Origin of the sequence: Sphingomonas faeni (assembly GCF_040407505.1) — a bacterium.
In the GTDB taxonomy this organism is placed as follows: Bacteria; Pseudomonadota; Alphaproteobacteria; order Sphingomonadales; family Sphingomonadaceae; genus Sphingomonas; species Sphingomonas faeni_E.
The window spans coordinates 1,238,886-1,263,234 of record NZ_JAPZPQ010000001.1; the positions used below are offsets into that span (position 1 = coordinate 1,238,886).

At 62.8% G+C, this 24,349-nt stretch carries 27 protein-coding genes; 15 read left to right on the forward strand and 12 right to left on the reverse strand.

Features of this window, described 5'->3' with window-relative positions; all coding sequences use genetic code 11:
• Positions 1-43: 43 nt before the first annotated feature.
• From O6X71_RS05625 to O6X71_RS05640, 4 genes are all read left to right on the forward strand, one after another.
• Positions 44-958, forward strand: a complete 915-nt coding sequence (locus O6X71_RS05625) for an AraC family transcriptional regulator (protein ID WP_353464857.1) — start codon at positions 44-46, stop codon at positions 956-958.
• 295 nt (positions 959-1,253) lie between these two features.
• Positions 1,254-1,886 carry an NADPH-dependent FMN reductase gene (locus O6X71_RS05630; RefSeq protein ID WP_353464859.1) on the forward strand — a complete coding sequence of 211 codons (633 nt, stop codon included), beginning with the start codon at positions 1,254-1,256 and terminating at the stop codon, positions 1,884-1,886.
• 59 nt (positions 1,887-1,945) lie between these two features.
• A complete protein-coding gene (locus tag O6X71_RS05635; protein ID WP_353464860.1) occupies positions 1,946-2,584 on the forward strand; it encodes an FMN-dependent NADH-azoreductase in 639 nt (212 codons plus the stop codon).
• Positions 2,585-2,759: 175 nt separating this feature from the next.
• A complete protein-coding gene (locus O6X71_RS05640; protein WP_353464861.1) occupies positions 2,760-2,987 on the forward strand; it encodes a hexameric tyrosine-coordinated heme protein in 228 nt (75 codons plus the stop codon).
• A 68-nt stretch (positions 2,988-3,055) separates the two neighbouring features.
• On the opposite strand, the gene O6X71_RS05645 is transcribed toward O6X71_RS05640, so the two are convergent.
• The gene (locus tag O6X71_RS05645; protein WP_353464862.1) at positions 3,056-3,829 is read right to left on the reverse strand and encodes an SDR family NAD(P)-dependent oxidoreductase; all 774 of its coding nucleotides are present in this window, start codon (positions 3,827-3,829) and stop codon (positions 3,056-3,058) included.
• A gap of 114 nt (positions 3,830-3,943) precedes the next feature.
• Between O6X71_RS05645 and O6X71_RS05650 the strand changes: the two genes are divergently transcribed.
• A complete protein-coding gene (locus O6X71_RS05650; RefSeq protein WP_353464863.1) occupies positions 3,944-4,903 on the forward strand; it encodes a LysR family transcriptional regulator in 960 nt (319 codons plus the stop codon).
• 177 nt (positions 4,904-5,080) lie between these two features.
• Here the strand turns inward: O6X71_RS05650 and O6X71_RS05655 are convergent, their stop codons facing one another.
• From O6X71_RS05655 to O6X71_RS05675, 5 genes are all read right to left on the reverse strand, one after another.
• On the reverse strand, positions 5,081-5,533 hold the full coding sequence (locus O6X71_RS05655; protein ID WP_353464864.1) for a carboxymuconolactone decarboxylase family protein: 453 nt from the start codon (positions 5,531-5,533) through the stop codon (positions 5,081-5,083).
• A 94-nt stretch (positions 5,534-5,627) separates the two neighbouring features.
• Positions 5,628-6,212 carry a glutathione binding-like protein gene (locus tag O6X71_RS05660; protein WP_353464865.1) on the reverse strand — a complete coding sequence of 195 codons (585 nt, stop codon included), beginning with the start codon at positions 6,210-6,212 and terminating at the stop codon, positions 5,628-5,630.
• Between the two features lie 59 nt (positions 6,213-6,271).
• A complete protein-coding gene (locus tag O6X71_RS05665; protein ID WP_353464866.1) occupies positions 6,272-6,736 on the reverse strand; it encodes a carboxymuconolactone decarboxylase family protein in 465 nt (154 codons plus the stop codon).
• 35 nt (positions 6,737-6,771) lie between these two features.
• Entirely contained in the window at positions 6,772-7,182 is a 411-nt protein-coding gene (locus O6X71_RS05670) for a hypothetical protein (RefSeq protein ID WP_353464867.1), read from the reverse strand.
• Positions 7,183-7,264: 82 nt separating this feature from the next.
• Positions 7,265-8,026: an SDR family oxidoreductase gene (locus O6X71_RS05675; protein WP_353464868.1), complete on the reverse strand. Its 762-nt coding sequence runs from the start codon at positions 8,024-8,026 to the stop codon at positions 7,265-7,267.
• Positions 8,027-8,337: 311 nt separating this feature from the next.
• On the opposite strand from O6X71_RS05675, the gene O6X71_RS05680 reads away from it, so the two are divergent.
• The 6 genes from O6X71_RS05680 to O6X71_RS05705 all read left to right on the forward strand — a co-directional run bounded on the left by O6X71_RS05680 (position 8,338) and on the right by O6X71_RS05705 (position 13,223).
• Positions 8,338-9,069, forward strand: a complete 732-nt coding sequence (locus O6X71_RS05680; protein WP_353464869.1) for an NADPH-dependent FMN reductase — start codon at positions 8,338-8,340, stop codon at positions 9,067-9,069.
• Entirely contained in the window at positions 9,066-9,404 is a 339-nt protein-coding gene (locus O6X71_RS05685; RefSeq protein ID WP_353464870.1) for a hypothetical protein, read from the forward strand. The genes O6X71_RS05680 and O6X71_RS05685 overlap by 4 nt, the downstream gene beginning before the upstream one ends.
• A complete protein-coding gene (locus O6X71_RS05690; protein ID WP_353464871.1) occupies positions 9,401-10,372 on the forward strand; it encodes an NAD(P)-dependent oxidoreductase in 972 nt (323 codons plus the stop codon). The genes O6X71_RS05685 and O6X71_RS05690 overlap by 4 nt, the downstream gene beginning before the upstream one ends.
• Before the next feature lie 113 nt (positions 10,373-10,485).
• A complete protein-coding gene (locus O6X71_RS05695; protein WP_353464872.1) occupies positions 10,486-11,301 on the forward strand; it encodes an arylamine N-acetyltransferase family protein in 816 nt (271 codons plus the stop codon).
• A gap of 286 nt (positions 11,302-11,587) precedes the next feature.
• Positions 11,588-12,523 (forward strand): SDR family oxidoreductase, encoded by a 936-nt coding sequence (locus O6X71_RS05700; RefSeq protein WP_353464873.1) that lies wholly within the window; start codon positions 11,588-11,590, stop codon positions 12,521-12,523.
• A 43-nt stretch (positions 12,524-12,566) separates the two neighbouring features.
• Entirely contained in the window at positions 12,567-13,223 is a 657-nt protein-coding gene (locus O6X71_RS05705) for a TetR/AcrR family transcriptional regulator (RefSeq protein ID WP_353464874.1), read from the forward strand.
• Positions 13,224-13,430: 207 nt separating this feature from the next.
• Here O6X71_RS05705 and O6X71_RS05710 read toward each other — a convergent pair whose 3' ends face one another.
• Positions 13,431-14,120: an alternative oxidase gene (locus O6X71_RS05710; protein ID WP_353465079.1), complete on the reverse strand. Its 690-nt coding sequence runs from the start codon at positions 14,118-14,120 to the stop codon at positions 13,431-13,433.
• 565 nt (positions 14,121-14,685) lie between these two features.
• Between O6X71_RS05710 and O6X71_RS05715 the strand changes: the two genes are divergently transcribed.
• Entirely contained in the window at positions 14,686-15,138 is a 453-nt protein-coding gene (locus O6X71_RS05715) for a group III truncated hemoglobin (protein WP_353464875.1), read from the forward strand.
• An 84-nt stretch (positions 15,139-15,222) separates the two neighbouring features.
• Here O6X71_RS05715 and O6X71_RS05720 read toward each other — a convergent pair whose 3' ends face one another.
• The 5 genes from O6X71_RS05720 to O6X71_RS05740 form a co-directional block, all read right to left on the reverse strand.
• Entirely contained in the window at positions 15,223-16,440 is a 1,218-nt protein-coding gene (locus O6X71_RS05720) for a condensation domain-containing protein (RefSeq protein ID WP_353464877.1), read from the reverse strand.
• A 193-nt stretch (positions 16,441-16,633) separates the two neighbouring features.
• Positions 16,634-17,848 carry an NO-inducible flavohemoprotein gene (hmpA, locus tag O6X71_RS05725; protein WP_353464878.1) on the reverse strand — a complete coding sequence of 405 codons (1,215 nt, stop codon included), beginning with the start codon at positions 17,846-17,848 and terminating at the stop codon, positions 16,634-16,636.
• A 71-nt stretch (positions 17,849-17,919) separates the two neighbouring features.
• Entirely contained in the window at positions 17,920-18,891 is a 972-nt protein-coding gene (locus tag O6X71_RS05730; protein WP_353464879.1) for a catalase family peroxidase, read from the reverse strand.
• Positions 18,888-19,466 (reverse strand): DUF1971 domain-containing protein, encoded by a 579-nt coding sequence (locus O6X71_RS05735; protein ID WP_353464880.1) that lies wholly within the window; start codon positions 19,464-19,466, stop codon positions 18,888-18,890. The genes O6X71_RS05730 and O6X71_RS05735 overlap by 4 nt, the downstream gene beginning before the upstream one ends.
• Before the next feature lie 47 nt (positions 19,467-19,513).
• Positions 19,514-19,783 (reverse strand): hypothetical protein, encoded by a 270-nt coding sequence (locus tag O6X71_RS05740; protein WP_353464881.1) that lies wholly within the window; start codon positions 19,781-19,783, stop codon positions 19,514-19,516.
• Between the two features lie 238 nt (positions 19,784-20,021).
• Between O6X71_RS05740 and O6X71_RS05745 the strand changes: the two genes are divergently transcribed.
• The 3 genes from O6X71_RS05745 (at position 20,022) to O6X71_RS05755 (ending at position 24,024) form a co-directional block, all read left to right on the forward strand.
• Positions 20,022-20,972 carry an SDR family oxidoreductase gene (locus O6X71_RS05745; protein ID WP_353464882.1) on the forward strand — a complete coding sequence of 317 codons (951 nt, stop codon included), beginning with the start codon at positions 20,022-20,024 and terminating at the stop codon, positions 20,970-20,972.
• Positions 20,973-21,257: 285 nt separating this feature from the next.
• Positions 21,258-22,100 (forward strand): alpha/beta fold hydrolase, encoded by an 843-nt coding sequence (locus O6X71_RS05750; protein WP_353464883.1) that lies wholly within the window; start codon positions 21,258-21,260, stop codon positions 22,098-22,100.
• Positions 22,101-22,578: 478 nt separating this feature from the next.
• Positions 22,579-24,024, forward strand: coding sequence for a PLP-dependent aminotransferase family protein (locus O6X71_RS05755; RefSeq protein ID WP_353464884.1), 1,446 nt, complete (start codon positions 22,579-22,581; stop codon positions 24,022-24,024).
• Positions 24,025-24,349: the final 325 nt, after the last annotated feature.

A 24,349-nucleotide genomic window follows, 5' to 3' on the forward strand; every position in this document is an offset into this window, starting at 1 on the left:
TCTATGCTTGAAAAACCGAAATCGTGTCGCGATAGTCCGGACCATGGTTGATCCGCTCAGTGACGTGCTTGAACTACTCGGTGCGCACAGCCTCGTATCCACCGGCTTCAAAGCCGGCGGACCCTGGGCTCTTCAGGTCCCGAGCTTCCGAGGCCTCAAGTTCAATGCGGTGCTGAAGGGCGAAGCCCGCCTGCTTATCGACGGCCAAGTCGAACCGATCGTACTTCGGAGCGGCGACTGCTTCATGCTCTCGAGGGGTACGCCGTTCGTCCTCGGGAGCGACCTGGAGTTGCCAGCCGAGCCGGCCGACGGGGTATTCGCCGCGGCGAGGCACGGAACGGCCGTGCTAGGGTCGGGCGAGGACTTCCACGTCGTCGGCGGCAAGATGGTGCTGGACGAGCTGTCCGAACCGCTGCTGACCGGTGAATTGCCGGACTGCGTCCTTCTTAGACGGGAAACGGAAGGCGCGCAGGCGGTGCACTGGCTGCTCGCCCGGTTCGTCAAGGAGATCGAGGGCGGCGGGGCGGGCAGCGGCGTGGTCGCCGGTACGCTAATGCACCTGATGTTCATCGAACTCGTCCGCGCGCATCTGTCGTCGCATCGCGAAGGCATACGACCCGGTTGGATGGACGCTCAGCGGGACGATCGGATCGGAAGGGCGCTTGGGCTGATCCATGCGCGACCTGTGCATCCGTGGACGCTGGCTGAGCTTGCGGACGCCTGCTCGATGTCACGCTCGAGTTTCGCAGAACGCTTCAAGCGCAAGGTCGGTCTTACCGCCCTGGACTACGTGGTTCGGTGGCGCATGCAGCTGGCCCGCCGAGATCTGGGTCTGCCCATGGGCAATCTGGCGCTCATAGCCGACCGCTACGGATATTCCTCGGTTAGCGCCTTCGGGCACGCATTCAAACGCGTCTTCGGTACGACGCCCAGTCAGCTCCGCTCGCCTCGGACCTGATCCGACCCGGTCGAATCCGCGAGACCTTCCGCCACCACTTCCGAAGACCGGCGAAACGCCGCTGCGAGGACTCGGGGGCGGCTGCGATGTCCGTTGGTACATTCATCGAGCCACGTCTCGGGCCTTCCGGTCGGACCGACCCGCCGCGTAACCCGATGACCTGACCCGAGAGGTACCGCCGGAAAGGAAAGAGAAACCCGTCAAGGTGGCGGCGGCTCGCCGCCACTCCCCGCGCTCGATCTCAGCCCTAAACGGCCGCCGATCCGCACCCCAAGAACGAGGCCGGCATTCGAACATGCACGATGACGACACTTCGCCCATTCGCCTCAACGGATACGGCTCGCTCGATTCGGCCGCCATCATCGCCCTATCCGGCAGTTCCCGCGCCGGCTCGCGCAACGCGAAGCTCCTCAACATCGCGGTCGAGGAGGCGATCCGCCTCGGGTCCGACGTCACGCTGGTAGATCTGCGCGACCTGGATCTCCCAATCTACGATCACGATCTGGAAGAGGACGAACTACCTCAGGCCGTCCTGATCCTGCGACAGCTTCTCGGCGCGCACGACGGCCTCATGATTGCGACGCCGGAGTACAACGGTTCCGTTCCCGCGCTGCTCAAGAACGCGCTGGACTGGAGCTCGCGCCCATCCTTCGGCTTGGACGGTCTGGCGCCCTACAAAGGCAAGGCCGCCGTGCTGATGACGGTATGCGACGCTGCCACGGGGGGCGTCAGTGTTCTGAACCACCTGCGGACCATCCTGTGCCGGCTCGGCGTCCTCGTAATGCCGGAGGAGCTTCGCGTTCCAGGTCGAGCTGCGTCCTTCGGCGACGGAACCGACGACGGTGAAACCAGTCTCGGCGTTGCGAGGCTGATGGGCCAGTTCCACGCCCTGCTGCGACAGACGGTACCGCCCAACGAGATGCGCTGAGCGCTGCCGATCGCAGACGGGTCTCTGCGAAACCTTCCCCAACGTAAACGAGGTAGACCATGCCCAATCTCCTAGTCGTCGATTCCAGCCCGCGGTTCGAACAGTCCGTGTCACGAGCGCTCACCGCGTCGTTCGTCGACAAGTGGAAGGCAGCTCACCCCGACGGAACGGTGACGCATCGCGATCTTCCCAGAAGCAACATCCCGTTCGTCGATACCGCGTGGATCGGCGGCGCATTCACGCCCTACGAAGACCACTCCACGGAGCACAGCGCAGCCATCCGCATCTCCGATGACCTAATCGCCGAACTCAAGCATGCCGATCACATCGTGATCGGTACGCCGATGCACAACTTCTCCATCTCGGCTCTTCTGAAGGCCTATCTCGACCAGATCGTCCGATCCGGCGTCACGGTGTCCCAGTCCTACGAAGGCATGCTGAAGAGCAAGTCGGCTACGGCGATCATCGCGACCGGCGGCGACTTCGGCCCCGACGCGCCATATGCGTCGGCGAATTCGGCCAGCAGCTATCTGCGTCAGGTCCTGGGCTTCGTCGGCATCACCGACCTTACGATCGTACTTGCGGGGAAGACGTTGGCAATCGACGCCGGGAAGACTTCCCTTGCGGAGTACGTCAGCGAACATGATGCTGAGCTATCTGACGCCGTCACCGGCCGTTCCACCCTGTTGGCAGCCTAGAGGCTCGTCTGCCGGTCGCGAGAGCATTCTTGCGACCGGCCTGCCCGGACGGGTTGCCCGCGATGTCACCTGGTGCATCGAAACCGGCAGATCTTGGGCCTACCGCCGCGGAGCACCGTCGGCGACAGCTCCGACATGGACGCCGCCTCCCAGGCGTCCCACACGGAGAAGCCGCATGACCGGATACCTGCCGACACTGAAGACGGCATCCCCCGAAGAGGGGTTCGAGCTAGCGCTCAAGCTCTCCCGCCTCGCTGTGAAGTTTACTCAGCCCGATGAGGCCGTCCGGATGAAACTTCGTGCAATCTATGAAGCGGATGCCCAGGCGCTGATCGCCACCTCCCACGTGGTTTCCACGAACTTCCAGACCATAGCCGCCGCCAACGGATACTGGCTGTCCTGACTGTTTTCGATCAGGCTCCGACGTCGGATGCGAATCCCCCCGCCGACTGGCAAGCCGGCGGGGGAGTTTTAGAGGATCGTTGGGGTGATACCACCATCTACCCGCAATGCGGCTCCATTCGTGGCGGATGAAAGAGGGCTCGCTACGTAGGCCACCAACGATGCGATCTCCTCCGGCTCTATCATGCGCTGGATCAGGGAAGTCGGCCGATCCTTCGCAAAGAAGGCACGTTCCAGTTCCTTCGAAGGTGCGTTCGGGTCCGCGGCGACGCTCTTCAGAAAATCGACTATCCCGTCCGAACGCGTCGTGCCCGGCAAGACGGTGTTCACCGTGACGTTCGTACCCTTGGTGAGACCTGCCAGCCCTCGCGAGATCGCCAGCTGCGCCGTCTTCGTCATGCCGTAGTGGATCATGTCCGCCGGCACCATCACGGCAGACTCGCTCGCGACGAAGATCACCCGTCCCCAGTCGCGTTCGAGCATACCCGAGAAATAGGCTCGTGCGAGCCTTGCGCCTGAAAGCACGTTGATCTCGAAGAAGCGGCGCCAGTCGTCGTCGGTGATGTCGTCGAACGGCTTGGCCTCGTAGATCCCCAGATTGTTCACCAGGATGTCGACCGCGGGAACCGCTTCGACCAGCGTCGCCGCGCCTTCCGCCGTGGAAGGATCGGCAAGTACGCCCCGCGCCCCGATTGCAGCGGCCACGGTTGCCAGCTTCGTCTCCGTCCGGCCGCAGATGACGACGTCGGCGCCCTCTGCAGCAAGCCGCCGGGCGATTTCCAGTCCTATGCCCGCGGTTGAGCCGGTGACCAGGGCGACCTTGCCGTTCAGTTGCAGATCCATGAAACTTCCTTCTCGTTATTCCCGATCGAAAGGCACCCTCGGCGCCCGCCGATCTGAACGATGATATGGCTCCGTACGGCTCCGTCGATAATGCGCCACCGCTCCATATGAACTATGAACGAATTTCACAGACGGAGCCGCGAAATGGACAACAGGGTTGGCGAGATGCACGTCTTCGTGTCGGTCGTAGCAGCCGGAAGCTTCTCCGCGGCCGCACGCAGACTGACGACGACCCCATCGACGGTGTCTAAGCTGATCGCACGGCTCGAGAGCCGGCTCGGGGTGCGTCTGGTCGAACGATCGACACGCAGTCTGGCGCTTACCGCGGAAGGTCATCTCTACCACGAGCGATCGCAACGTCTGCTGGCAGATCTCGACGAGCTGGAGCTAGAGGTCGCCGCTGGCAGTGCCGGAGCGAGCGGCACCGTGCGAGTCAATGCGTCCGTGGGCTTTGGCGCGATTGCCGTCGAGCCTCTCCTACCGGCCTTCTGGCGGGCACACCCGAACATCGTCGTCGATCTCTCCCTGTCAGACGAAATGGCGGATCTGTACGTCGAAGGGACCGACATAGCGTTCCGCGTCGGAGGCCTAGTCGACTCCTCCCTGATCGCACGGAAGATAGGAACGGCTCGCCGCGTCATCGTGGCCTCCCCTTCCTACCTGGAAGCAATGGGCGTGCCCCAAGACGTCGACGACCTCGATCGACATAACTGCCTGGGCTTCAACTTCCGCCGGGCGCAGCCGGTGTGGCCGATGCGCACGGGTGGGCGGATCATCGATCGCATGGTGGCAGGCACCCTGCTTGCGAATAATGGGGAAACGGTTCGCCGTCTCGCGGTAGCGGGTGCCGGACTGGCGAGACTGGGCGACTACCACGCTCGCGCCGACATCGCCGCCGGAAGGCTTGTCGAAGTCCTTGCGGCGGCCGGTGTCGGCGACGAGGAGCAGGTCGCTGCACTCTATCTTGGTCCGCAGCGACTTCCCGCGCGGGTCACGGTCTTTCTCGACTTCTTCGTGCCGCGGCTGCGCGCCTTCATGGCTTCGGCATCGAACGCGTCCGCCGCCGGTGGATGACGCCGCGAGAAACCAGCCTCGAACCATAGCGCCTAGGCTGCCCGCAAGCCGTGCCAGTTCGTCTGTTATCGGTACGGCTCGCTCACGAAAGATCGCGCGCGAGCCGTCCATCTTACCCAACCGGCGACATATGGGCCGGGAAGTCGTCTCCGGAGGTCGTCCCTAGGAGATCGCGGATCACGCGCCCGCTGCGGCGACCGGAAGGCGAAAGGCAACGCCCAGCCGATTGTAGGCGGACATGAGACCGATCGCGATCGTAAGGTCCACGAGGTCCTTCTCCGACAGAGCCGAAGAAGCAGTCTCGTAGTCGGCATCCGGCACCTGCGTATCCGCAACGCGGGCCACGGACTCGGTCCACGCGAGCGCGGCACGCTCCTTGGCGTCGAAAAGGGCACCCGCCTCCCTCCATGCAGGAACGAGGACGAGCTTCTCGACCTCCATCCCATCCTTGAGAAGGTCCCGGGAATGCATGTCGATGCAATGCGCACACCCGTTGATTTGCGAAGTCCTGAGGAAGACCAGGTCGATAAGGGGCTTTGGAAGATCCGTCTGCGAGTGAAGGTACGAGTGCACGCCGAAGAGCGCACGCATGCCGGCAGGTGCGACGGTCCGACTGTCGATGCGGTTCATGAATATCCTTTCGGGGGAAAACGGTCGGTCCCCCCGATCACGGGAAGATCGAGAGGACCGGTTGGGAAGAGGGCTTTCGCTCCACGCGATATGGCTAGATCAAGCCCTCGGCCTTCAATGCTACCTGGACGGCCGGTCGCGCCTTAAGGCGAGCGAAGACGCCCTGCAGCGCGGTCGGGATGACGACGGCGAAGCGCTCAGCCCAAAGCATCGTCACCAGCAGATAGAAATCGGCCACCGTAGGCTGATCGCTCAGCAGGTAGTCACCCTTCACCCGGTCGGCGAGGTACTGCATCCGCTTCGTGATGTAGGCACTCGCAGCGCTCTTCTCCGCGTCGCTGCCGCCGCGCCAGAACGGTTTGAAGCTCTTGTGCACCTCGGTAGAGATGTAGGCCAACGCCTCGATGAGCCTCGTCCGACCCATCTCGCCGTCGAGGCCCAGCTTCGGGTACCGCGAGGCGATGAAGTCCAGCACCGCGATGTTCTCGCTGAGCAGCTCGCCGTCATCCAAGACTAGCGCTGGCACGTACCCCTTGGTGGTAATCGCCTCGAAGTCACCACCGGAGGCAGTGATCTTCGTGCTGAGATCGACCGTCTCCGTCTCGAACGGCGTTCCCGCCTCGTGGAGAGCGACGTGGCCTGCCAGGCTGCAGGCGCCGGGGCTGTAATAGAGTTTCATCGACTGTTTCCTCGTCCATTCGAAAGAGGAACGCCGGCGTCGCCGGCGCTCCTACAAGCTCAGGCTGCGGCCGCTACCGGCTTCAATGCCGGGTGCACGGCACGAAGACCGATCTGGAGCCGGTTCCAGAAGTTGATCGCACCGATCAGTACCGTGAGCGATGCGATGTCCTTCTCGTCGAACTGACTCTGAAGTAGAGCATAGTCCTCGTCGGACGCATGGGTCTCGCCGACGTTGGTGAGGGACTCGGTCCAGTTCAGCGCGGCGCGCTCGCGGTCGGTGAACGACGGGGATTCGCGCCAGGCCCCGAGCAGATGGATACGCATGTCCGACTCGCCGTGCTTGACGGCGTCCGTCACGTGCATGTGGATGCAGAACGCGCAGCCATTCATCTGCGAAGCCCGGATCTTCACCAGTTCAATCAGGCTGTGCTCGAGCGCGGAGCTGTCGATGGTCGCCTCGACGGCCATCATGCCCTTCATGGCTTCGGGTGCTGCGGCGAAGATGTTCATACGTTGCTTCATGTTCGTTTTCCTTGAAGTTGATCGTGGTAAGGCGGTCAGGCCGGATTCCGGCCGTCACGTGCGTCCGAAACCGCCCAGAGGGTGAGGAGCGTGGCGAGGATCGCCGGAAGCGTGACCGCAGGGAAATCCCGTGCGATCGCGGATGGCCCGCAGATGCCGACGGCGACCTCCCAGAAGTGGAAGAGCGCATGACCCCATAACCAGACCGTAGGTGCGCCCCACAGGAGGATCCGGTGGGGCGGACGGGCAGCACCAGCCAGGAACGATGCACCGAGGAGGAGGAAGATCAGCCCGATATCGCGGATGAAGTGCTGGTTGAACGGCCCGGTGGTCGTCACGCCGGGAACCGCGAAGTACCAGCCGGTGGGCGAGTAAAGCATGTACGAGCCGTTCGCGACGGCTCCGACGCCAAGCGCGATCGCCACGCCCAAGGCGAGCTTTTTCATATTCGATACCTTCATGATCATGCCGGCGGGACGCGCCCAGGGAGCGATCCGAACCCGTCAGGATCCGGATCGCGCGGCTTGCTTACCGCTTGGGTGGGGGAGCGACGTTCTCGATCCACCAGTCGAACTTGGTCGCACCCAGCTTGGCGTCGGGCCCTGGGATCAGCGAGCCCTCTTCGAGCTTCACACCGAAGTACGGAGCGTCGGGATCGGTCACGACCTTGCGGGGATCCTTGTCGAATTCGAGCACTCGGGCGATCAGCTCGTCCATGTGGAACTTCTCGGGGCCGCCGACTTCGACCGTGCCGTTCGCCGCCGGCGCCAGCGCCGCCTCAACGACCGCGTCCGCAACGTCCTCGGCCGCCATCGGCTGAATGTAGGCATGCGACAGCTTCACCGTATCGCCATCCGCGGCCGACTGCGCGATACCGCGGAGAAATTCCATGAACTGGGTCGCATGCAGCAGCGTGTAGGGAATGGGACCGCTCTTGATCAGCGCTTCCTGCGCGAGCTTGGCGCGGAAGTAGCCACTCCCCTGAAGGTGCTCCGTACCTACGACCGAGAGGGCGACGTGCAGCTTGACGCCGGCAGCCGCTTCGGCGGCGATGAGGTTCTTCCCAGCCGTCTGGAAGAAATCCATCACGGCCTGGTCCTCGAACGATGGCGAGTTCGCCATGTCCACCACGACCTGCGCACCCTCCAGCGCCTCGGCCAAACCCTCGCCGGTGATGGTGTTGACGCCCGTGTTCGGGGCTGCGGCCAATGCCTCATGGCCCAGTGCGGTCAGCTTGGTCACGACCTTGGACCCGATCAGTCCCGTTCCTCCGATGACGACGATCTTCATGACTTCTGCCTTTCGATGAATTTCCGAAAGCGCCGACCGCGCTTCACCCATCGATCACTACGAGCCGCCGAAACGCGGCACGAGAACCGAGAGCTGCGAACTTCACTGTACCAAGGCAGCCGGTGGTCGGGGTCTGCTGCCGTCGTCGTTCCAGGTTCTCACAAACGGCCTTTATTAAGCGCGCGGTCATCGCCTGCTGCGTCGCCAAAACCGCCGCGTCCCGCTTGGTATAGTGCGAGCGCCGCTTCTCGGACCTTACGGGTCGAGAGGCCGCCTCTAAAAAAGGAGACATGCACAACGAGGCGATCACTATGAAGACCACCGTACGTGACTGCGAAAGCGCTGCGCCGCGTACCGGCGTGCGTGGTCGAGGATTCCCCGGGCCGGGCTTTGTTCTGACCGAAGCAGACGGCGGCCGGCAAGACGATGCGGCTGCGGAGCTGAAGCGTTCGTTCGATCCTGGCGCCGCCATCCTGGCATTCGCCGGGAGTTCGAGACGGGGAACGTTCAACGGGCGTCTTATTGAGTCGGCGGTGCTCGCCGGCCGGACGCTGGGCGCGCGGATGTCGATCCTCGATCTTCGGGATCTGGACCTTCCGATCTACGACCCCGGCGTGCGCCCGGACGACGCTCCCGAAGGCGCCATGACCCTGCGACGGATCATTGCCGGGCACGACGGCTTTCTCATCGCCTCTCCTGAATACAACGGATCGCTTCCACCGATCCTGAAGAACGCCCTCGACTGGTGTTCCCGCGCCGCACCAGGCGAGCAGTCGGCAGCTCCGTTCCGCGGCAAGGTCGCGGCGATCATGTCCGCGTCTCCGGTGTTGGAAGGCGGAGCCTGCTGCCTCGACCATCTTCGCCTGGTGCTGTCCCGAATGGGCGTGCTCGTGCTTCCCGACGAGCTGTGTCTTTCGAACGCCGCAGAGGCGTTCGCTGGTGACACGCTCGCGGATCCGGACGTTCGCCACGTTCTGAACAAATCCGTCGCCACGCTGCTCGGCACATTGCGCATGTGTCGGTCCGGGGCCTGTGCGGAATGAACGCGGGGGACCGCATCGCGCACCTGTCTGCAAGCCCGGGACGATCGCTCGACTTCTATGCCAAATGGGCCACCGTCATGCTCACGCTGACCGGCTTCTCCTTGGAACAGGCGTACCAGCTGGTCGCGGTGCTGAAGATGCTGTTGTCATCGATCGGAGGCTTCCCGGTTCGTTGGAGAAGTTGGCGGGCGGCGCGGCGCACCTCGGGTGCCGTTTCCAGCCCAACCGTCACTTCCGCAAGGCGCGGTGCGCGCGAGCCGCTCGGGAGACGCGATCATCACCGCCGAGCAGGCGGCCAGTACATTCCCTTTTCTAGAGAAGTATCGATTCTATGACATCCATCTCGAAGGTCGTGATCGCCAGCCCAGCTTTGGACAAGCTCGTCCAGCCGCTCTCGCGTGACTACGCCGTCATCCGTGGATGGCTCGCACAGCACCCGGCGATCTACCTGGACGCCGGAGTGGTCGTAGCGGCCGGCGACGCGCCGCTGGACACTCAACTCCTGGCGATGATGCCCGCGCTCCGCCTGGTGGTCTGCGCTACGCGGGGGTACGATGGGATCGACGTCGACCGGCTGGCGGCGGCCGGCATCGCCTTCTCGCATGTCGAAAACGTGAACGAGCAGGATGTCGCCGATCATGCCCTCGGCACGATGATCATGCACCGCCGCGCTCTTCTGGAAGGCGATCGCCTCGTTCGAGGCGGGCGTTGGGAGCGGGCCGCCGAACTTCCCAACCGGTCATTTTCCAACGCTCGGGTCGGCATCGTGGGCCTGGGACGGATCGGCCGTGCTGTGGCCAACCGCGCCTCCGCGATGCGCATGTCAGTGTCCTGGTGGGGCCCGAGGGAGAAGCCGGCGAGGTGGCCGCGCGCCGGAAGCCTCATCGAACTGGCGCGCGAGAGCGATTACCTGGTCGTGGCGGCCCGACTTCATCACAACGTCGGCCTCGTATCACGCGAGGTCCTCGATGCGCTGGGCCCCACGGGATATCTCGTGAACGTCTCGAGAGGTCGCCTCGTGAACGAGGACGCCCTGATCGAAGCCCTGAGGGACGGAAGACTGGGCGGCGCTGCGCTGGACGTGTTCGAGCAGGAACCGACCCCCGCGGCCCGATGGGATGGAGTTCCCAACACGTTCCTCACACCGCACTCGTCCGGCAAGACGGCGGAGGCGTTCCACGAGATGAGCAAACAAGTCGGCACCGCGCTAGCCCGGTTCTTCGGCACCATCTCCCCCGAAAGCGAGTCGCTAAATGAGGACGTCGCCGGTCCGCGAAGGGCGGGTGCCCGGGCTGCCCGCTAGCCTCCCATTCATTGGCTGCAGCCCACGGCGAATCCGTCACGACCGGCGGATGCCAGGCCGACGCCTGCATGTGAGCCCGCAATTTGCCCCCCCAAAATGGAAGTTCTCCAAACGTGTTTAATCTCGCCCGCTATCTACAGCGCATCAACCTGTCCGACGTGTCAGTAGCGGACAGCGAGACGCTGTCCCGCCTCCAATTCGCACACCGGCTCTCGATCCCGTTCGAGAACATTGACGTCAAGCTAGGGAAGCCCGTCGAAATCGACAGCGGGGCGGTGTACGAGAAGCTCGTCGGACGTGCCCGTGGAGGATACTGCTTCGAACAGAACCAGCTCTTCCTCGATGCTTTGACGTCTCTCGGCTTCACGGCTCGGACGCTGCTTGCTCGGGTCTGGCTAGGATCTGATAGCACCCCACCGAAGACCCACAGCCTTATCCTCGTGACGATCGAGGACGAGCAGTGGATCGCCGACGCCGGCTTCGGCGGGAGCTTCGTGCCTCCCATGAGGCTCGTAGCCGGAACACGGGTCCAGGCTCCCGACGGCGCTCGATACCTCCTGCAGCAGACTGAACCGTCGAACTGGCTGCTCAGCCGAATCCCTGCGCCCTCCGACGGCGCGGCGGGTTCCGAAGGGGACTTCCAGGCGCAGTACAGCTTCGATCTGAGCGAAGTCTTCCACGCCGATCTGGCGCTTGCGAACCACTGGACGTCTACGGCGCCCGACAGTCTCTTCCGCAACCAACAGTTCGTGAACGCCGTGCTCCCTCAGGGATTCGTATCGCTCGTTGACCGCAAACTGCAGGAAACCGTGGGCCCGGAGCGCAGGACGACCGTCATAGACACCCGCCAAGCCTACCTGACCGTGCTCGCAGATAGGTTCGGCATCTCAGTCTCGGCGGACGAAGTCGAAGCCTTGGGGCTGTTCTGAAGTACGCCTCCGAGCCGCTTCCGGTGATTCAACGGAGTCGACGAGGACATCCGAATGTCTGGGCTCGAAATGAGGCGAGACGCGAATTCATGATCGACGAGCTCGGCGTCCACGTAGGCGCGAGCGTGCTCCCGCTTTCGGACACGCCGATGTGCTGGCGCCCCGGCTATTAAGACCCGCCCACTGCTCCGGTACGTCGCTGCCGAGCTTCTACCATCTGAAAGAAGACTATCTAGAAGACCGATGGTCTCCTATTGATGTCCCTCATCTTCCAGGAAATCGGCACATGGCGTTCGAGCTGAAAGACGTTCGTAATCTCGCGGGCCGGAGGGCGGTCGTCACCGGCGCCGCCGGGGGCTTGGGATACGAGGTCGCGAAGACCCTGGCTGCAGCAGGCGCTTCGGTCGTTCTGGCTGGGCGGGATGCGGAACGGGGGGCGATCGCACGCGCGAAGATCGCGACGACCGCAGTCGCCGAGGTCACGTTCGAGAAGTTGGATCTGGCGGATCTGACCTCCGTCGACGCCTTCATCGGGCGCGCATTGACCAAGGGGCTGCCCATCGACATCCTCGTCAACAACGCCGGGCTGATGGCGCCGCCCGAGCGCCGTCTCACCAAGGACGGGTTCGAAGTTCAGTTCGGCACGAACCATCTCGGCCACTTCGCGCTCACGGGGGGACTGATTCCGCTTCTGGCCGCAGCCGCCGATGCCCGCGTCGTATCCGTCGCGTCAGGTATCGCGGCGTTCGGAACCATCGATTTCGAAAACCTGCAGTCGGAACGCGCCTATGTCCCGAACACGGCGTACATGCAGTCCAAGCTGGCCAATCTCCTCTTTGCCCGCGGGCTGCAGCAACGCAGCGACCAGCAAGGCTGGGGCTTGACCGCAGCGTCGGCGCATCCAGGCCATGCGAGGACGAATCTCATCGAGAACGGTGCCGGGAAACCGACGGGCGGGAAGGCCCTCCTCATACATGCCCTGCAGGCGATAGCGTCGCACGATGCGGCGTCCGGGGCCTTGCCGATCGTTCAAGCCGCGGCGGCGTCGGACGTCGGGAAGCTGGACTATTTCGGGCCCACCAGAATGTTCCAGCAGAAGGGTCCACCGGGGCGGTTGAGGCTTCCGGCGAAGGCCACGGACGATCTGACGTCCGATCGGCTATGGTCGGTATCGGAAGAGCTCACTGGCGTCCGTTACCCGCGGCATGGGCTGAGACCCTGACAAAGCGCTTGCGCATCCAGGCCAGGTCGCGTGAAAGCGCCCCATGGCCGAGTTCATACGCGCAAGGCAGGCAGCTCAGAAGGACGTTCGCCGGCTGAGCATCCTCACCGCTGCCGCCGAGCTGTTCGACGAGATAGGGCCTTCAGGCGCCGGGCTCAACGCCATCGCCGCGCGTGCCGGGTTCACGAAGTCCAACGTCTATCGATACTTCGAGAACAGGGAAGATGTGCTGCTCGCGCTGTTCCTAGTCGAACTCGAACGCTTCTGCACCGATGCGAGCGCCCTGACTCGAGGCTGCCGTCCCGGCGATCTCGGCGGACTGGCGGCGTCGTGGGCAGACGCTCTCATCGCTTCGCCTCGGTTCTGCGAAATGGTCGCCATCTTCGGACTGGTCCTCGAGCGCAACGTATCAGTCTCAAGGATCGAAGACGTGAAGGTTGCGATGGCCGATCATTCCTCGCGCCTCGTCGGCGCGTTGAGTGAGCGAATGCCGGGCTCGTCACTCGAGGACTGCGGCTGGGTCTTCTCCATGACCATGTCGCTGCTTGCGGGAATGTGGCCAGGAGTTCGCCCATCGCCAGCACTCGCGGAGGTGCTGGCGAAGCCGCGTTTCGCTCATATGGTCCTGCAGATCGACCGCGAACTACGACGAGCCATCGACGCCCTGCTATCCAGCATCGTCGTTCCTCGTAGAGGGTAGGATCTCAAGCCGTTCGGTCTCCAGCATTTATCAAGCGGTCGCGCTCGCGTCCCGAGGACGGTCCGACGGCAGCTAACACACGAGCCTACGAAATGCTCCGCGTAGCGTGTCTGCCGTAGGCTCGTCGGTTGGCCCCAGGAACCGAAGGTCCGGGGTTTAGGCGTCAGAACGTACCTCAAACCAACCGTGGTTCAGTGTCGCACCCGATCACGCGACCTTACGGATCGTGTCGGCGTGCTCGGGATAAGGGGATACATGAGCAAACGCCGCGGCATCGCCACTCATCTCGCTTGCTAGACCGTGATTCACATCGCGATGATGCGCTTCGTCGGCACGCACCACCAGCACGACATCACGTAGCGTGGCATCGGCGGGGAGATTCCAATAGTGCTTTGCAATATCCGGCGCAGGGCCATTCGCGGCCCGGCCGTCGTCGATCTCCTGAAGATACAGCGTGTAGCTGTAGACGGCCTCCTCCTCGAAATAGCCGATGACGCGGTGGGCGGTCTTCGCGCTGGCAAGGTAGAGCAGGAAGTAGGCGAGGTAGAATACCCATTGCGCGGATATGATGACGAAACGCTCGAAGCGCGTTGGCTGTGCCACCTCGATGAAGGTCATCAAGTGCATTCGTTCGTTTTCGGCTTCCTCGAGGAGAGTCCGAATCCAACCATGATCGTCGGACATGTCGCGGAGCGCGCGTAGATGCTTGAGCGTTGCGCCAACCATGCCAGGCACTGCCGCGATCGTTTCGAGAACCACCGCGCGATGGCCGTATCGTTTGGCAAAGAAGGTGTCGGCACAGAACCGCATGGCCTTGGTGAACGCGAGTGCCACTCGGTCTGAGGCGTTCTCGGGCCGGTGGTGGACGGCCAAGTCGATATAGGGGGTGTTCGGCATCGTGATCGTCCCTGTTGAATGGGATGTGCAAGTGTCGCCTAAATAGACGACGGTGTTCACCTCGACAGACCCAAGATCGCCCAAATGAAGAGTACCATCGAGCTGGCGATCCTCCACCCCCGCACCGTTCGGTCCGACTTGGTACATCGTCAATTTCATCGCTCAGTTCTGGTAGTAGGACGCTAGCGCGCTGAAAGTGAGGAGAGAACAATAGATAAGGGCCAAGACCGATGCATGCTGAGCAGACAAGTGGTTCACCAAACCGACCCGCGGCCCGGCCGTTCGGCATTTCGAAGCCTCGGCGCGGCGCGCCGTCGAAAGCCTCCGAACAGCCGGGTGCATTCCACGACCTGGGCAACCTCATCCATATCGTCACAAGCGTCCCGAACGTCAGTTCGCGCGCACGGAGCGTCGCTGAGCACGATCACTGCGGTAGCCGCGTTGGAGCCGCGATGGTTGCACGGTTCGCCGGGGCAGTCGGCGGCAACATCCATACCGAAAGCGCTCGCGGCGTGGGCACGGAGATGACCCTCTCGATATCGTCGAGCGTTGCCGGCGCCTGCTCGTGAACGAAAGCAAACATGCTCGCGACGCGAGAGCCGCCAAGCGTGCACATGCACTGTCGCTCGGCATAGACGACACGTTCATCGCAACGATGATTGATCGCTTCTATACCAAAATTCGAAGCGATCTGATGCTGGGCCCGATCTTCGCCAGCCATGTCGCCGACTGGGCGCCGCACCTGGAGCGCATGAACCTTTTCTGGCGGTCGGTACTATTCAGTTCCGGCGAATTCACCGGGAACCCGATGCTGAAGCACGTCGTGATTCCGGATCTTGACCGACGTCAATTCGCACAGTGGCTGGCACTGTTCGATGAAACGCTCATCGAGATCGGTACAGCGCCGGCACGCACCCTCATACTGGAGCGCGCGCGCAATATCGCAAACAGCCTACTGAACGCGGTGAATGTTCATAGTGGGCGTGGCATAGGTCTATCCAAGGCTGACGAGCTCTGAAGATCAAAGCGTTCTCAACTTGGCTCGACTGGGTGTACCCATGCGGTCACCTTGGCGCCCCGTGGAGGCACCACCAAGCTCTGATCATGTTGAGCCTAAAAGACTCATCAACTCGTTGACCACCGACGGCATCAACTGCACGAGGGGAGCTTGGTTGGACAAGGTCAGATGGAGAGCTCCGTTCACCGTCAGGGCGCCGAGCACCTGCTCGCCAGGCGAACCGGTCAGGATGGCCGGCCCCCACATCCTCTCCAGATCGAACCGACCGTAGGAAGGGCTGAAGGGTAATGCTCCGACGTTGGTGACCATGCCTTCCGAACCGAACAGGGAGGTCATCACGCCCGCCGCCGTCTCTATGGTCGGACCAGAGCCGATCAACTCGGTCAACGCTGAGAGCGCGCCCCGAATGGTCGCCTGTTCCTGCGCCGGCAGAAGTTGACCCTTGAGCTCGGAAGCGAGCGCCCATCCGCTCTGAACCCTACCTCCGGCGGCCGTCACGACGTTGACGGTGATCGCGACGCGGGAATGGACGCCGCGTCCCGATGCAGGGTCCGTACTCACTGGGACGAGAATGCGCACCGGCCCGTCCCGCCACGCGGCAGACATGGCGGATCCCGCAGAGACCAGGGCGGCGCAAAGGGCACCTTGAAGCGTCGTGCCGTTTCGACGGCACGCAGCCAGCAGCGCGCTCGTATTCTCCCTGCTCAGCTCGACACCCTCGACCCTGATCTGTCGATCCGTCGCCGTGGGGGCCGGAGCGATCGGATCACCTTGGAATGGCGGAAGGCGGGATGGAAGGAATGTCGTCTCATGGGCCTCGGGGATCCGTGTCGAACCGAGCTCGGCACCGGCGACCGCCCGTAGAAGGTCATGTAGCGCGAACGAAATCGAGATTCCGTCCGCGATGGAATGGTGAGCTGCCAGTAGGATCGTCTGCCGATCGACACCGGATATGCAGGTAGCGCGGATCAATGGCATGGCGTTCTCGGAGAACGGCGTGACGAGCTCCCGCTCCATCTCCTCCTGCCACGTATACGTCTCCGCCGACACGCCGCGAAGCGGGATCTCGGCGTCGCTTGCCACGAAAGCTCTCGTCATCGGGTCTATGCGCATGCGCATCAGCGGATTTCGTATCTGCAGGGCGTTGAGCGCCCTGCGCCATTCGCCAACCTCCACCCGGCCCGTGATCGTCGCCGCCATCACGAAGTGGAACGGCGACGCGAAGTTGTAGAGCCAGAACAACTCTTCGGTAGCACCCAACCGTCGGCCCGTCCCGGTTGGATGCTCTGCGTAATTATTCATCTGCTGATCCTGCTCGGACTGTAGGTATGTGAGCGCGGGGTCCCCGACCTTGCAGAAGGTCGGCGCATTGGCCGCGAAGCTTGTCGGCATGAAGCGAGGACGAACGACGGGCCACGCAAGGGCTTCTCTTGGGATGGCTGGCTACGTGGCCCGGATGGTTGATCAGGCGGCGGAATACATCCGCCGCCGTCCGTCACGTCCCGATCAGCCCGTCCGCAGGGCCGAAGAACTCGTAGTGAATCCGATCGCTCGGAACCCCCGCGAGCGCCAGACCGCTCACGAATGCGCGCAGAAACGGTTTGGGGCCGCACAGATAGATGTCCGCATCGTGCAGCGGCGTATTCTCCGCGAGCCATTCGGTGGTCACGAAGCCGCTGGCATCATGTGTTTCACCAAGCACATCGCAGGCCCTCGGCTGGCTGTAGAACGTTGCGACGGTAATGTTGCCGTGCCCTTCCGCAGTGGCACGCACGTGATTGTCCATGGCGTGGGTCGCGCTGCTCAACGTGCCGTGGATATAGTGCGCTTCAACATCCGGATGATCGGCGGCGATCGCCTCCACCATGCTGATCATCGGCGTCAGGCCGACCCCTCCCGAAAGAAGGATGACCGGACGCTGGGGCGACTCTTCCAGGAAGAAGTCGCCTGCCGGTGGCGTAGTCTCCACGACATCGCCGATCTGGACGTCGTCGTGGAAGTATCGGGACCCACCATGTCCATCGGCCTCGCGCTTGACCGAGATACGGTAATGATCGTCGTTCGGACCGCATGAAATGGAATAGTTGCGCTTCAGATCGGGCTGATCCGGCGCATCCAGCCGGAACGTCAGGTACTGCCCCGGTTTATGCCGAATGACCGGGCCGCCGTCCAAAGGTGAAAGAATGAACGAGGTAATGACGCTGCTCTCGCGGATGCGGTCGGCGACGACGAAAGAGCGCCACCCCGTCCAGCCGCCGCTGCTGTGCTCGATCTCGTCGCGGATGACCACTTCTCTCGCCTTCAGCACCTCGGCAAGGAACCAGTATGCTTCGCCCCAGGCCCGTAGAATCTCATCGGTCGCGGCGTCGCCCAGGACCTCCTCGATCGCTCCGAGCAGCGCGGTCGCGACGTACGGATAGTGTTCGGGCAGGATGTGGTAGCCGATGTGCTTCTGGGAGATGCGCTCGACGACAGGCGCCAACGCTTCCAGATTCTCGATGTTCTGCGCATACCCGAGGATGGCGGCTGCCAACGCATGGACCTGCCCACCGCCCTCCCCCTGGTTGGCGTGGTTGAACAGCTTGCGGATGTGATCGTCGCGCAGCAGGCGATCGTACATGACCGCGGTAATCGTCGTGCCGTGCTGGACGAGCGCAGGAACCGTTGCCTTGACTAGCGCGATAGTCTGGGCGCTGAGTGGCGTCACCATCGTATAAATCCCATCGTTTCTTTGGAGCCACGCCGTCCGCCGGAACCGGCGTCGTGCGAATTCGTAAGGGGTTATTGGCGCTCGCTGAACGAGACCGGATAGGCCTCGGTGCGTACCGCGAGCATGGGGTCGGCCGCCGCTATCCCGTCCGGCATCCTCCCTGGAAGGAACATCAGCGCGCGGTCGGCCTCCGCGGTGTTCGCCGCCAAGGCGTCGATCGTGATCGTACCCAGCTTGACCAGCTTGCGGCTCGCGGGCCACGCGATCGACGGGTCGTCGAGCAGATCTCCGGGTTGACCCAGTTGCGCGTACCAGTCGAACCGGACTGGCGCTTCCTTCACACGCTTGGCGATCTCGGGCTGCAGGTAGTTCGGCGTCGGGCCGACTCCGGCGCCGAAGTACTTCTCGCCGGCCGCCGGCACGAAGCGATAGCGTACCGGTCGCGTGCGGCCTTTGCGGTCGGTGAAGGTGACCGCATTGACCCCGAAGTATGCGGTGGTCGCATAGCTGAGTGGGGCTGGATGCTGGGTCGTCAAGAACGTCTTGGCGTCAGGATGAGCCGCGAGAAAGGCGTCGAGCGGCGTCGGCGCGGCAACTCCTGGACCGCTGTTGCCGATCGCTCGCAGCAGCGCGCCGAACTCGGTTGCGGTGCGCGTCGGGAACCCGTCGAAATTATGCGTTACGATATCAAGAGAAGGATTGGTCCGCGAACCGAACTTGATCGCCATGCCGCGAGGATTGGCCCCCGGATCGTTGTCAGGGATGTCGGGAAAGCCGGTGAAATTGGAGAAGCGGACTGTGACTGGCGTGGTCTTCTCGAACAGCAGCGCGCGGCTGAGCGTTCGCGCCGCGCTCGTCGGCTCGAACCGGCCTTCCAGGATGATGCCTTTGGCGTGAACCGCCCGAGCATGGTGCTCGCCGAAGGCGGTATGAAGGTCCTGGACGAGGTCCCGAGCGGATTCCGCCGGCTTTTCCTGCGCGCTCGCGCGCTCTGTCGTGCCCAGCAGCAGTGCCGAAGCCGCGACAATTTGGAAAATCTTCATGAGTTTTGTCCTTGTGGCCGCGGCGTGCGGAGCATGGCGGCGGGGGCCAGCGCCTCCGCATCGCGGAGGAACTCCAAGTGGAATCGGACGGGACCGATCGGCGCGATGTGATGCAGGATCGTCGGTTCGACGATGCCTGGCGGCCCGCCGGCGGTCAGGACCACAGACGCGGATAGGCGTCGATCGTCCGTAATGTCGTACTGCAGTGCTCCGTCCAGCACATGGATGAGAGCCCACGTGCCGGCCTTGGTTCGGTGATCCTTGAGCAACGGGGCCGGGAGGGTTTCGCCGTTGAATTCCATCGTGCGGCGCTGGAACACCACGCTGTCGGGCAGCGCCAATGGATTGGGCTCCCTCGAAGGTGCCACGTGCGCCGCATCGCTGACCCGTTGATCGAGACCGCTATTGTTGCTGAAGAAGGCACCGGCGAACAGTCCGCATCCCAGCAGCACCGAGACGAAGACGCTGAGTGCCAGCATGCCGACCATCGGGGCCGTCAGCGACATAAACAGCGACATGTACCACACTGCAGCGGCGAAGAGAGCCGCGGCGGCGACGACGATCAATGTCATCATGCGCCGAAACTCCGTCCGAGCGTCTCCTATCGGGAAGTGCGTCGTGCTCATGCTGCCTTCCAGAGTTTGTCGGCGTAGGCGAGATAGGGCGCGATGATCGACCGCTCCGCCTGTTCGTTCCTTTGGCTGGCAAGCCCGTGATCGACTTCCCGGTGATGCGCTCCGTCCGCATGCGCGGACAGCCCAAAGCCGCATAGCGTGGCAAGGCCCGGTAACCCGGCACAGACGCGCCTCGCGTTGAAGGCGAGCGCAACGCGATCAGATCCGCTTTCAGGGCGTTGGCGGACGGCGAGATCAATGTACGGCGTGGTCACCATGACCAGACTCCCTGTGGCGGGGATGAGCGGTGCAGCCCAAGTAGACCGCGCCTCTGGAAACGACAGGCCCAAGATATCCGAAAATGATCGTACCATTCCCAGTCGCCATCCGATCCGATGGGCGGATGTGCTGGCGCACATGAACCAAATTTCAGCCGCCTTCAGGTGGCAGCCGCGGTCATGCCGAATGCACCACGTGAATTGCGGTCGCCATTCATTGGTCGATCTTGGCTAAGCGTTGCTGGCGGTCGCGGCGGTTACTGCCATCGGTGCGAGTTTCAACGTTGCCGAGGATGGCACCCGCACGCTTGGTATATCGCCTTATATCGATCTCGGTCCTAGCGGGACTTACTGCCGAGTTTACAGCGAGATTCGAGCTGCCAAATATCGGCGCATAAGTTCCAAGCTTAAACAAAGGCGAACTAATATGTCGGATCTAACGGGAAAGACGGCCTTGGTCACCGGCGCGAGTCGCGGGATCGGGCGCTATACGGCCCAACGACTTGCTCGTGATGGCGCTCGTGTCGGCGTGCACTATGGCAAGCAGGAGGCGGCGGCCATGGAAGTAGTTGCCAGCATCGAATCGGCTGGCGGCTCGGCATTTGCAATACAGACGGACTTCTCGGTTCCACACGCAGCGGAGACGCTTTGGGAAGCATTCGACCAGCATGCGGATGGGTTGGACATTCTCGTCAACAACGCCGGCGAAGTCATCTACGGCACGGTGGCCGAGGTCAAGGAAGAGGACTTCGACCGCCTTTTCGCCGTCAACGTCAAAGCTCCGATCTTCATCATTCAGCACGGTCTCAGCCGACTGCGTGACGGTGGTCGGATCATCAACGTGTCATCGGCAGCCGCCTACATGGCAAGCCCCATGGCAACGATGTACGCCACGACCAAGGGCGCCATCAGCACGCTGACTCGTACCGTGGCTTGGGACCTGGCCGAGCGGCTCATCACCGTCAACGCGGTCGCACCAGGATTCACCGACACGGACATGAGTACTTGGTTCGCGGAACCGGGTGCTAAGGCGTGGGCGGCAAGCATGAGCGCATCGGGCCGCGTCGCAGAGCCCCGCGACATCGGCGACATCATCGCGTTTCTCGCCTCGGACGATGCACGTTATGTCAATGGTCAGGTAATCGACGCGACCGGCGGCGGTCTGCTTGGGGTGACCAAGGCTTCCTAGGGAAGCGACTCGATACGGAGAGCGGCCATGCGGGTCACTCTCGCCAATCGCGACGATCGCCCCAGATGGTCCGGTCGCTGTCGTCACAGTTGCACCGGAGCCTGGCGGACAGCCAGAGCCGCCACAGCTACGCAATATCAGGACACCGGCATGCCAGACCTCACACGCGAGTTGTCCAGAAGATCAATGATCGTCGGATCCGGAACCGTGGCCGCGGCGACACTGCTACCACAGATAGCTTTCGCAGAATCATCTCCCGCCCCCAAACAAGACGGAGTAAAGAATATGAGCAGCGGATTCATCAAGGCCAAGGACGGCACCGACATATTCTACAAGGACTGGGGTCCGAAAAATGCGCAGCCGATCATGTTCCATCACGGCTGGCCGCTGTCGTCGGATGACTGGGACGCGCAGATGCTGTTCTTTCTCGGCGAAGGCTACCGTGTCGTGGCTCACGACCGCCGCGGACATGGCCGGTCGTCGCAGGCGGATAACGGCAACGACATGGACCATTATGCCGCCGACGCCTCAGCCGTGGTCGAGCATCTCGATCTGCGGAACACCGTGCATATAGGTCATTCGACCGGGGGCGGCGAGGTCGCGCGCTATGTGGCCAAATTCGGTCAGCCCCAGGCTCGCGTCGCCAAGGCCGTGCTGGTGAGCGCGGTTCCGCCGCTGATGCTGAAGACCGCGGCCAATCCGGGTGGCACCCCGATCACCGTTTTCGACGGGTTCCGAAAGGCGTTGGCCGACAACCGCGCGCAGTTCTTTCTCGATGTCGCGTCGGGGCCGTTCTACGGCTTCAACCGGCCCCACGAGAAGGTCTCGCAGGGCATCATCACGAATTGGTGGCGCCAAGGCATGATGGGTGGCGCGGTGGCGCACTACGAGGGCATCAAGGCATTCTCCGAGACCGACCAGACCGAGGATCTGAAGGCGATCTCCGTCCCCGTACTCGTGATGCAGGGGGATGACGACCAAATCGTGCCTTATGCGGCCGCGGCGATGCTTCAGGCCAAGCTGCTCAAGAACGCAACGCTGAAGATCTACAAGGGGTTTCCGCATGGCATGCCGACAACGCATGCCGACGTCATCAATCCGGATCTGCTCGCGTTCGTGAGGCGCTGACGAGTTCGCTAAACTCGGAACATACTTTCCTCGATAGCAGCCGCGCCGGCGACCCGACGGTTCAGGTCCCTTGTCCTGTACCGTCGGGTCGCCGGCGATCGGTCGCGGCGCGCCATAATGGCGGCGGGTCTCTTGCTCGAACAGGGGCGTCGATCGTGCACGGCAATGCTCGTTCCAGCGCCACCGGCAAGGCAAAGCAGGACGCAAATGACCGTCCCCGCAGGTAACACTTATGGGTGAATTCGATCGCTCTTTTACGGTGCAGACGGTCGCCCGCCACCCATCCAATCCTCCGGAAATGCCCACATTGCCTAATGTCGTCAGTAGCATAACGATCTGGTGACCGTCTGATGGAGCGAAGAGCAACAAGGCTCGACAGTATCAAAAGATAGCCGCGCAGTGCCATCGACAGAAAACGCCCGGTCAATCATAATGCGTCATCACCGGATATAACGTTCATAAACAGGATCTGAGCGCCATGCCCGAAGGTATCTCAGTAGCTGTTCAAGACATCGCAGTAGATCGAAGCATAGCGAAATCTTTAACTCATCAGATAACCGACAATCTGCGAGATGCCATCTTGAATGGTCATCTGAAAGAAGGGTCTCGACTTCCTTCGTGGCTTGACATGGCGACACAGTTGGGAGTAGCACGCGGAACGGTGAAAGCCGCCTACGAGACACTGGCCGACGAGGCGCTAGTCTTCTCCGCCGGCGCGGCAGGCACTCGGGTGGCTAAACCGCGTAACCAACAGGCGGGCGCTGCACCCGTCCGCATCAAGCGTCCGCTGGAGGGCTTCGAACGAGGGTTCGACCTTCCTCCCCTCCCCTTCCAGATGGGCGTTCCAGCTCAGGATGCCTTCCCCGCGAAACTATGGTCTCGCGTGCGGATGCGCGCGGTCCGCGAGGAGGCTTCGGCACCAGGCGGGCCTCCAGATCCCCGAGGCCACCCGATGCTCCGCACGCAGATCGCCAGCTATCTTTCGATTGCCCGGGGGATACGCTGCCATCCGGATCAGATCATCGTAACGAGCGGCTATCGGAATGGGTTGAGTGTGGCGCTCATGACGCTGCAGTGCCACGGCAGGAAAGGCTGGGTCGAGGATCCTGGCTATCCACTGGCGCGCATGGCGCTGCAGCTGGCAGGGATGTGCGCCCTAGCAGTTCCGGTTGACGGCGACGGACTGGACGTCGAGGCGGGCATATCGATGGCAGCCGATGCTGCCGTGGCCATCGTGACGCCGGGCCAGCACGCTCCGACCGGTGTCGCCATGAGTTCGGCTCGTCGGCGTCAGCTGCTCGACTGGGCGGCACGCGAGGACGCCTGGATCATAGAGGACGACTATCTGAGTGAACTCCAGCTCTCCGGCCGGGCACGGAATGCGCTGGCCGCGGAGGACGATCGGGGGCGCGTGATACATCTCGGAACGTTCAGCAAGACGCTGAGCCCCACGCTCGGCCTCGGTTTCGTCGTGGCGCCAATGGAGCTGGCGGAGCGGTTCGGAGAGGTCGCCGGCTGCCTCAACCCCGCATCCAACTCGACCACTCAGCTGGCCTTGGCGGAGTTTCTCGCCGACGGACACTACCTGCGGCATCTTCGTTACATGAAGACATTGTATCGGGAGCGAAGCCACGCCCTGCATTGCGATCTCGGTCCCGCGTTCGGATCCGACGCGATGGCGGGCTTGGCCGTCCTGACCCGACTACCCACCGGAACGGACGATGTGGCCCTTTGTCGGCTCGCGCTGGAAGCAGGTATAAACCCCGCCCCTCTCTCCCCATGGTACACTAGGGAAGCGGGACGGCACGCAGGCCTCCTCTTGGGTGTAACGAACCTAAATCGTGCGCGCCTGCAGCCTGCGTGCGAGGTGTTGAAGTCCCTCATCGCCAACGAGATAGGGCCGATCCCAAAGCGCCCGCACTGATGCTGCGACTGTTATCAGTGAGGTTCGAGCTCGAAAGTTTTTGCTGTCGGCGGGACGGCTTCCTGAACTGCGCCACGCCCTCAGTGCGACGGCCGGACGCAAATGGACTGACGCGAATTGCTAACACGTCCGATTTGATCCGTGTTAGAACGTCGACGAGTGCAAGCGGCGCTGAAGCTGCTAGCGTAACTGAACGAGGGACGATCAAGCTGAGTGTCCTTGAACCTTTCCATCACCGCACAATGGTCCGCGTTCCTTCTGAGATGCGGCCAATCGACCGCCACCGCCCTATGCGGCGGTCGGCTTCTCTCGTGGTGATCGACGT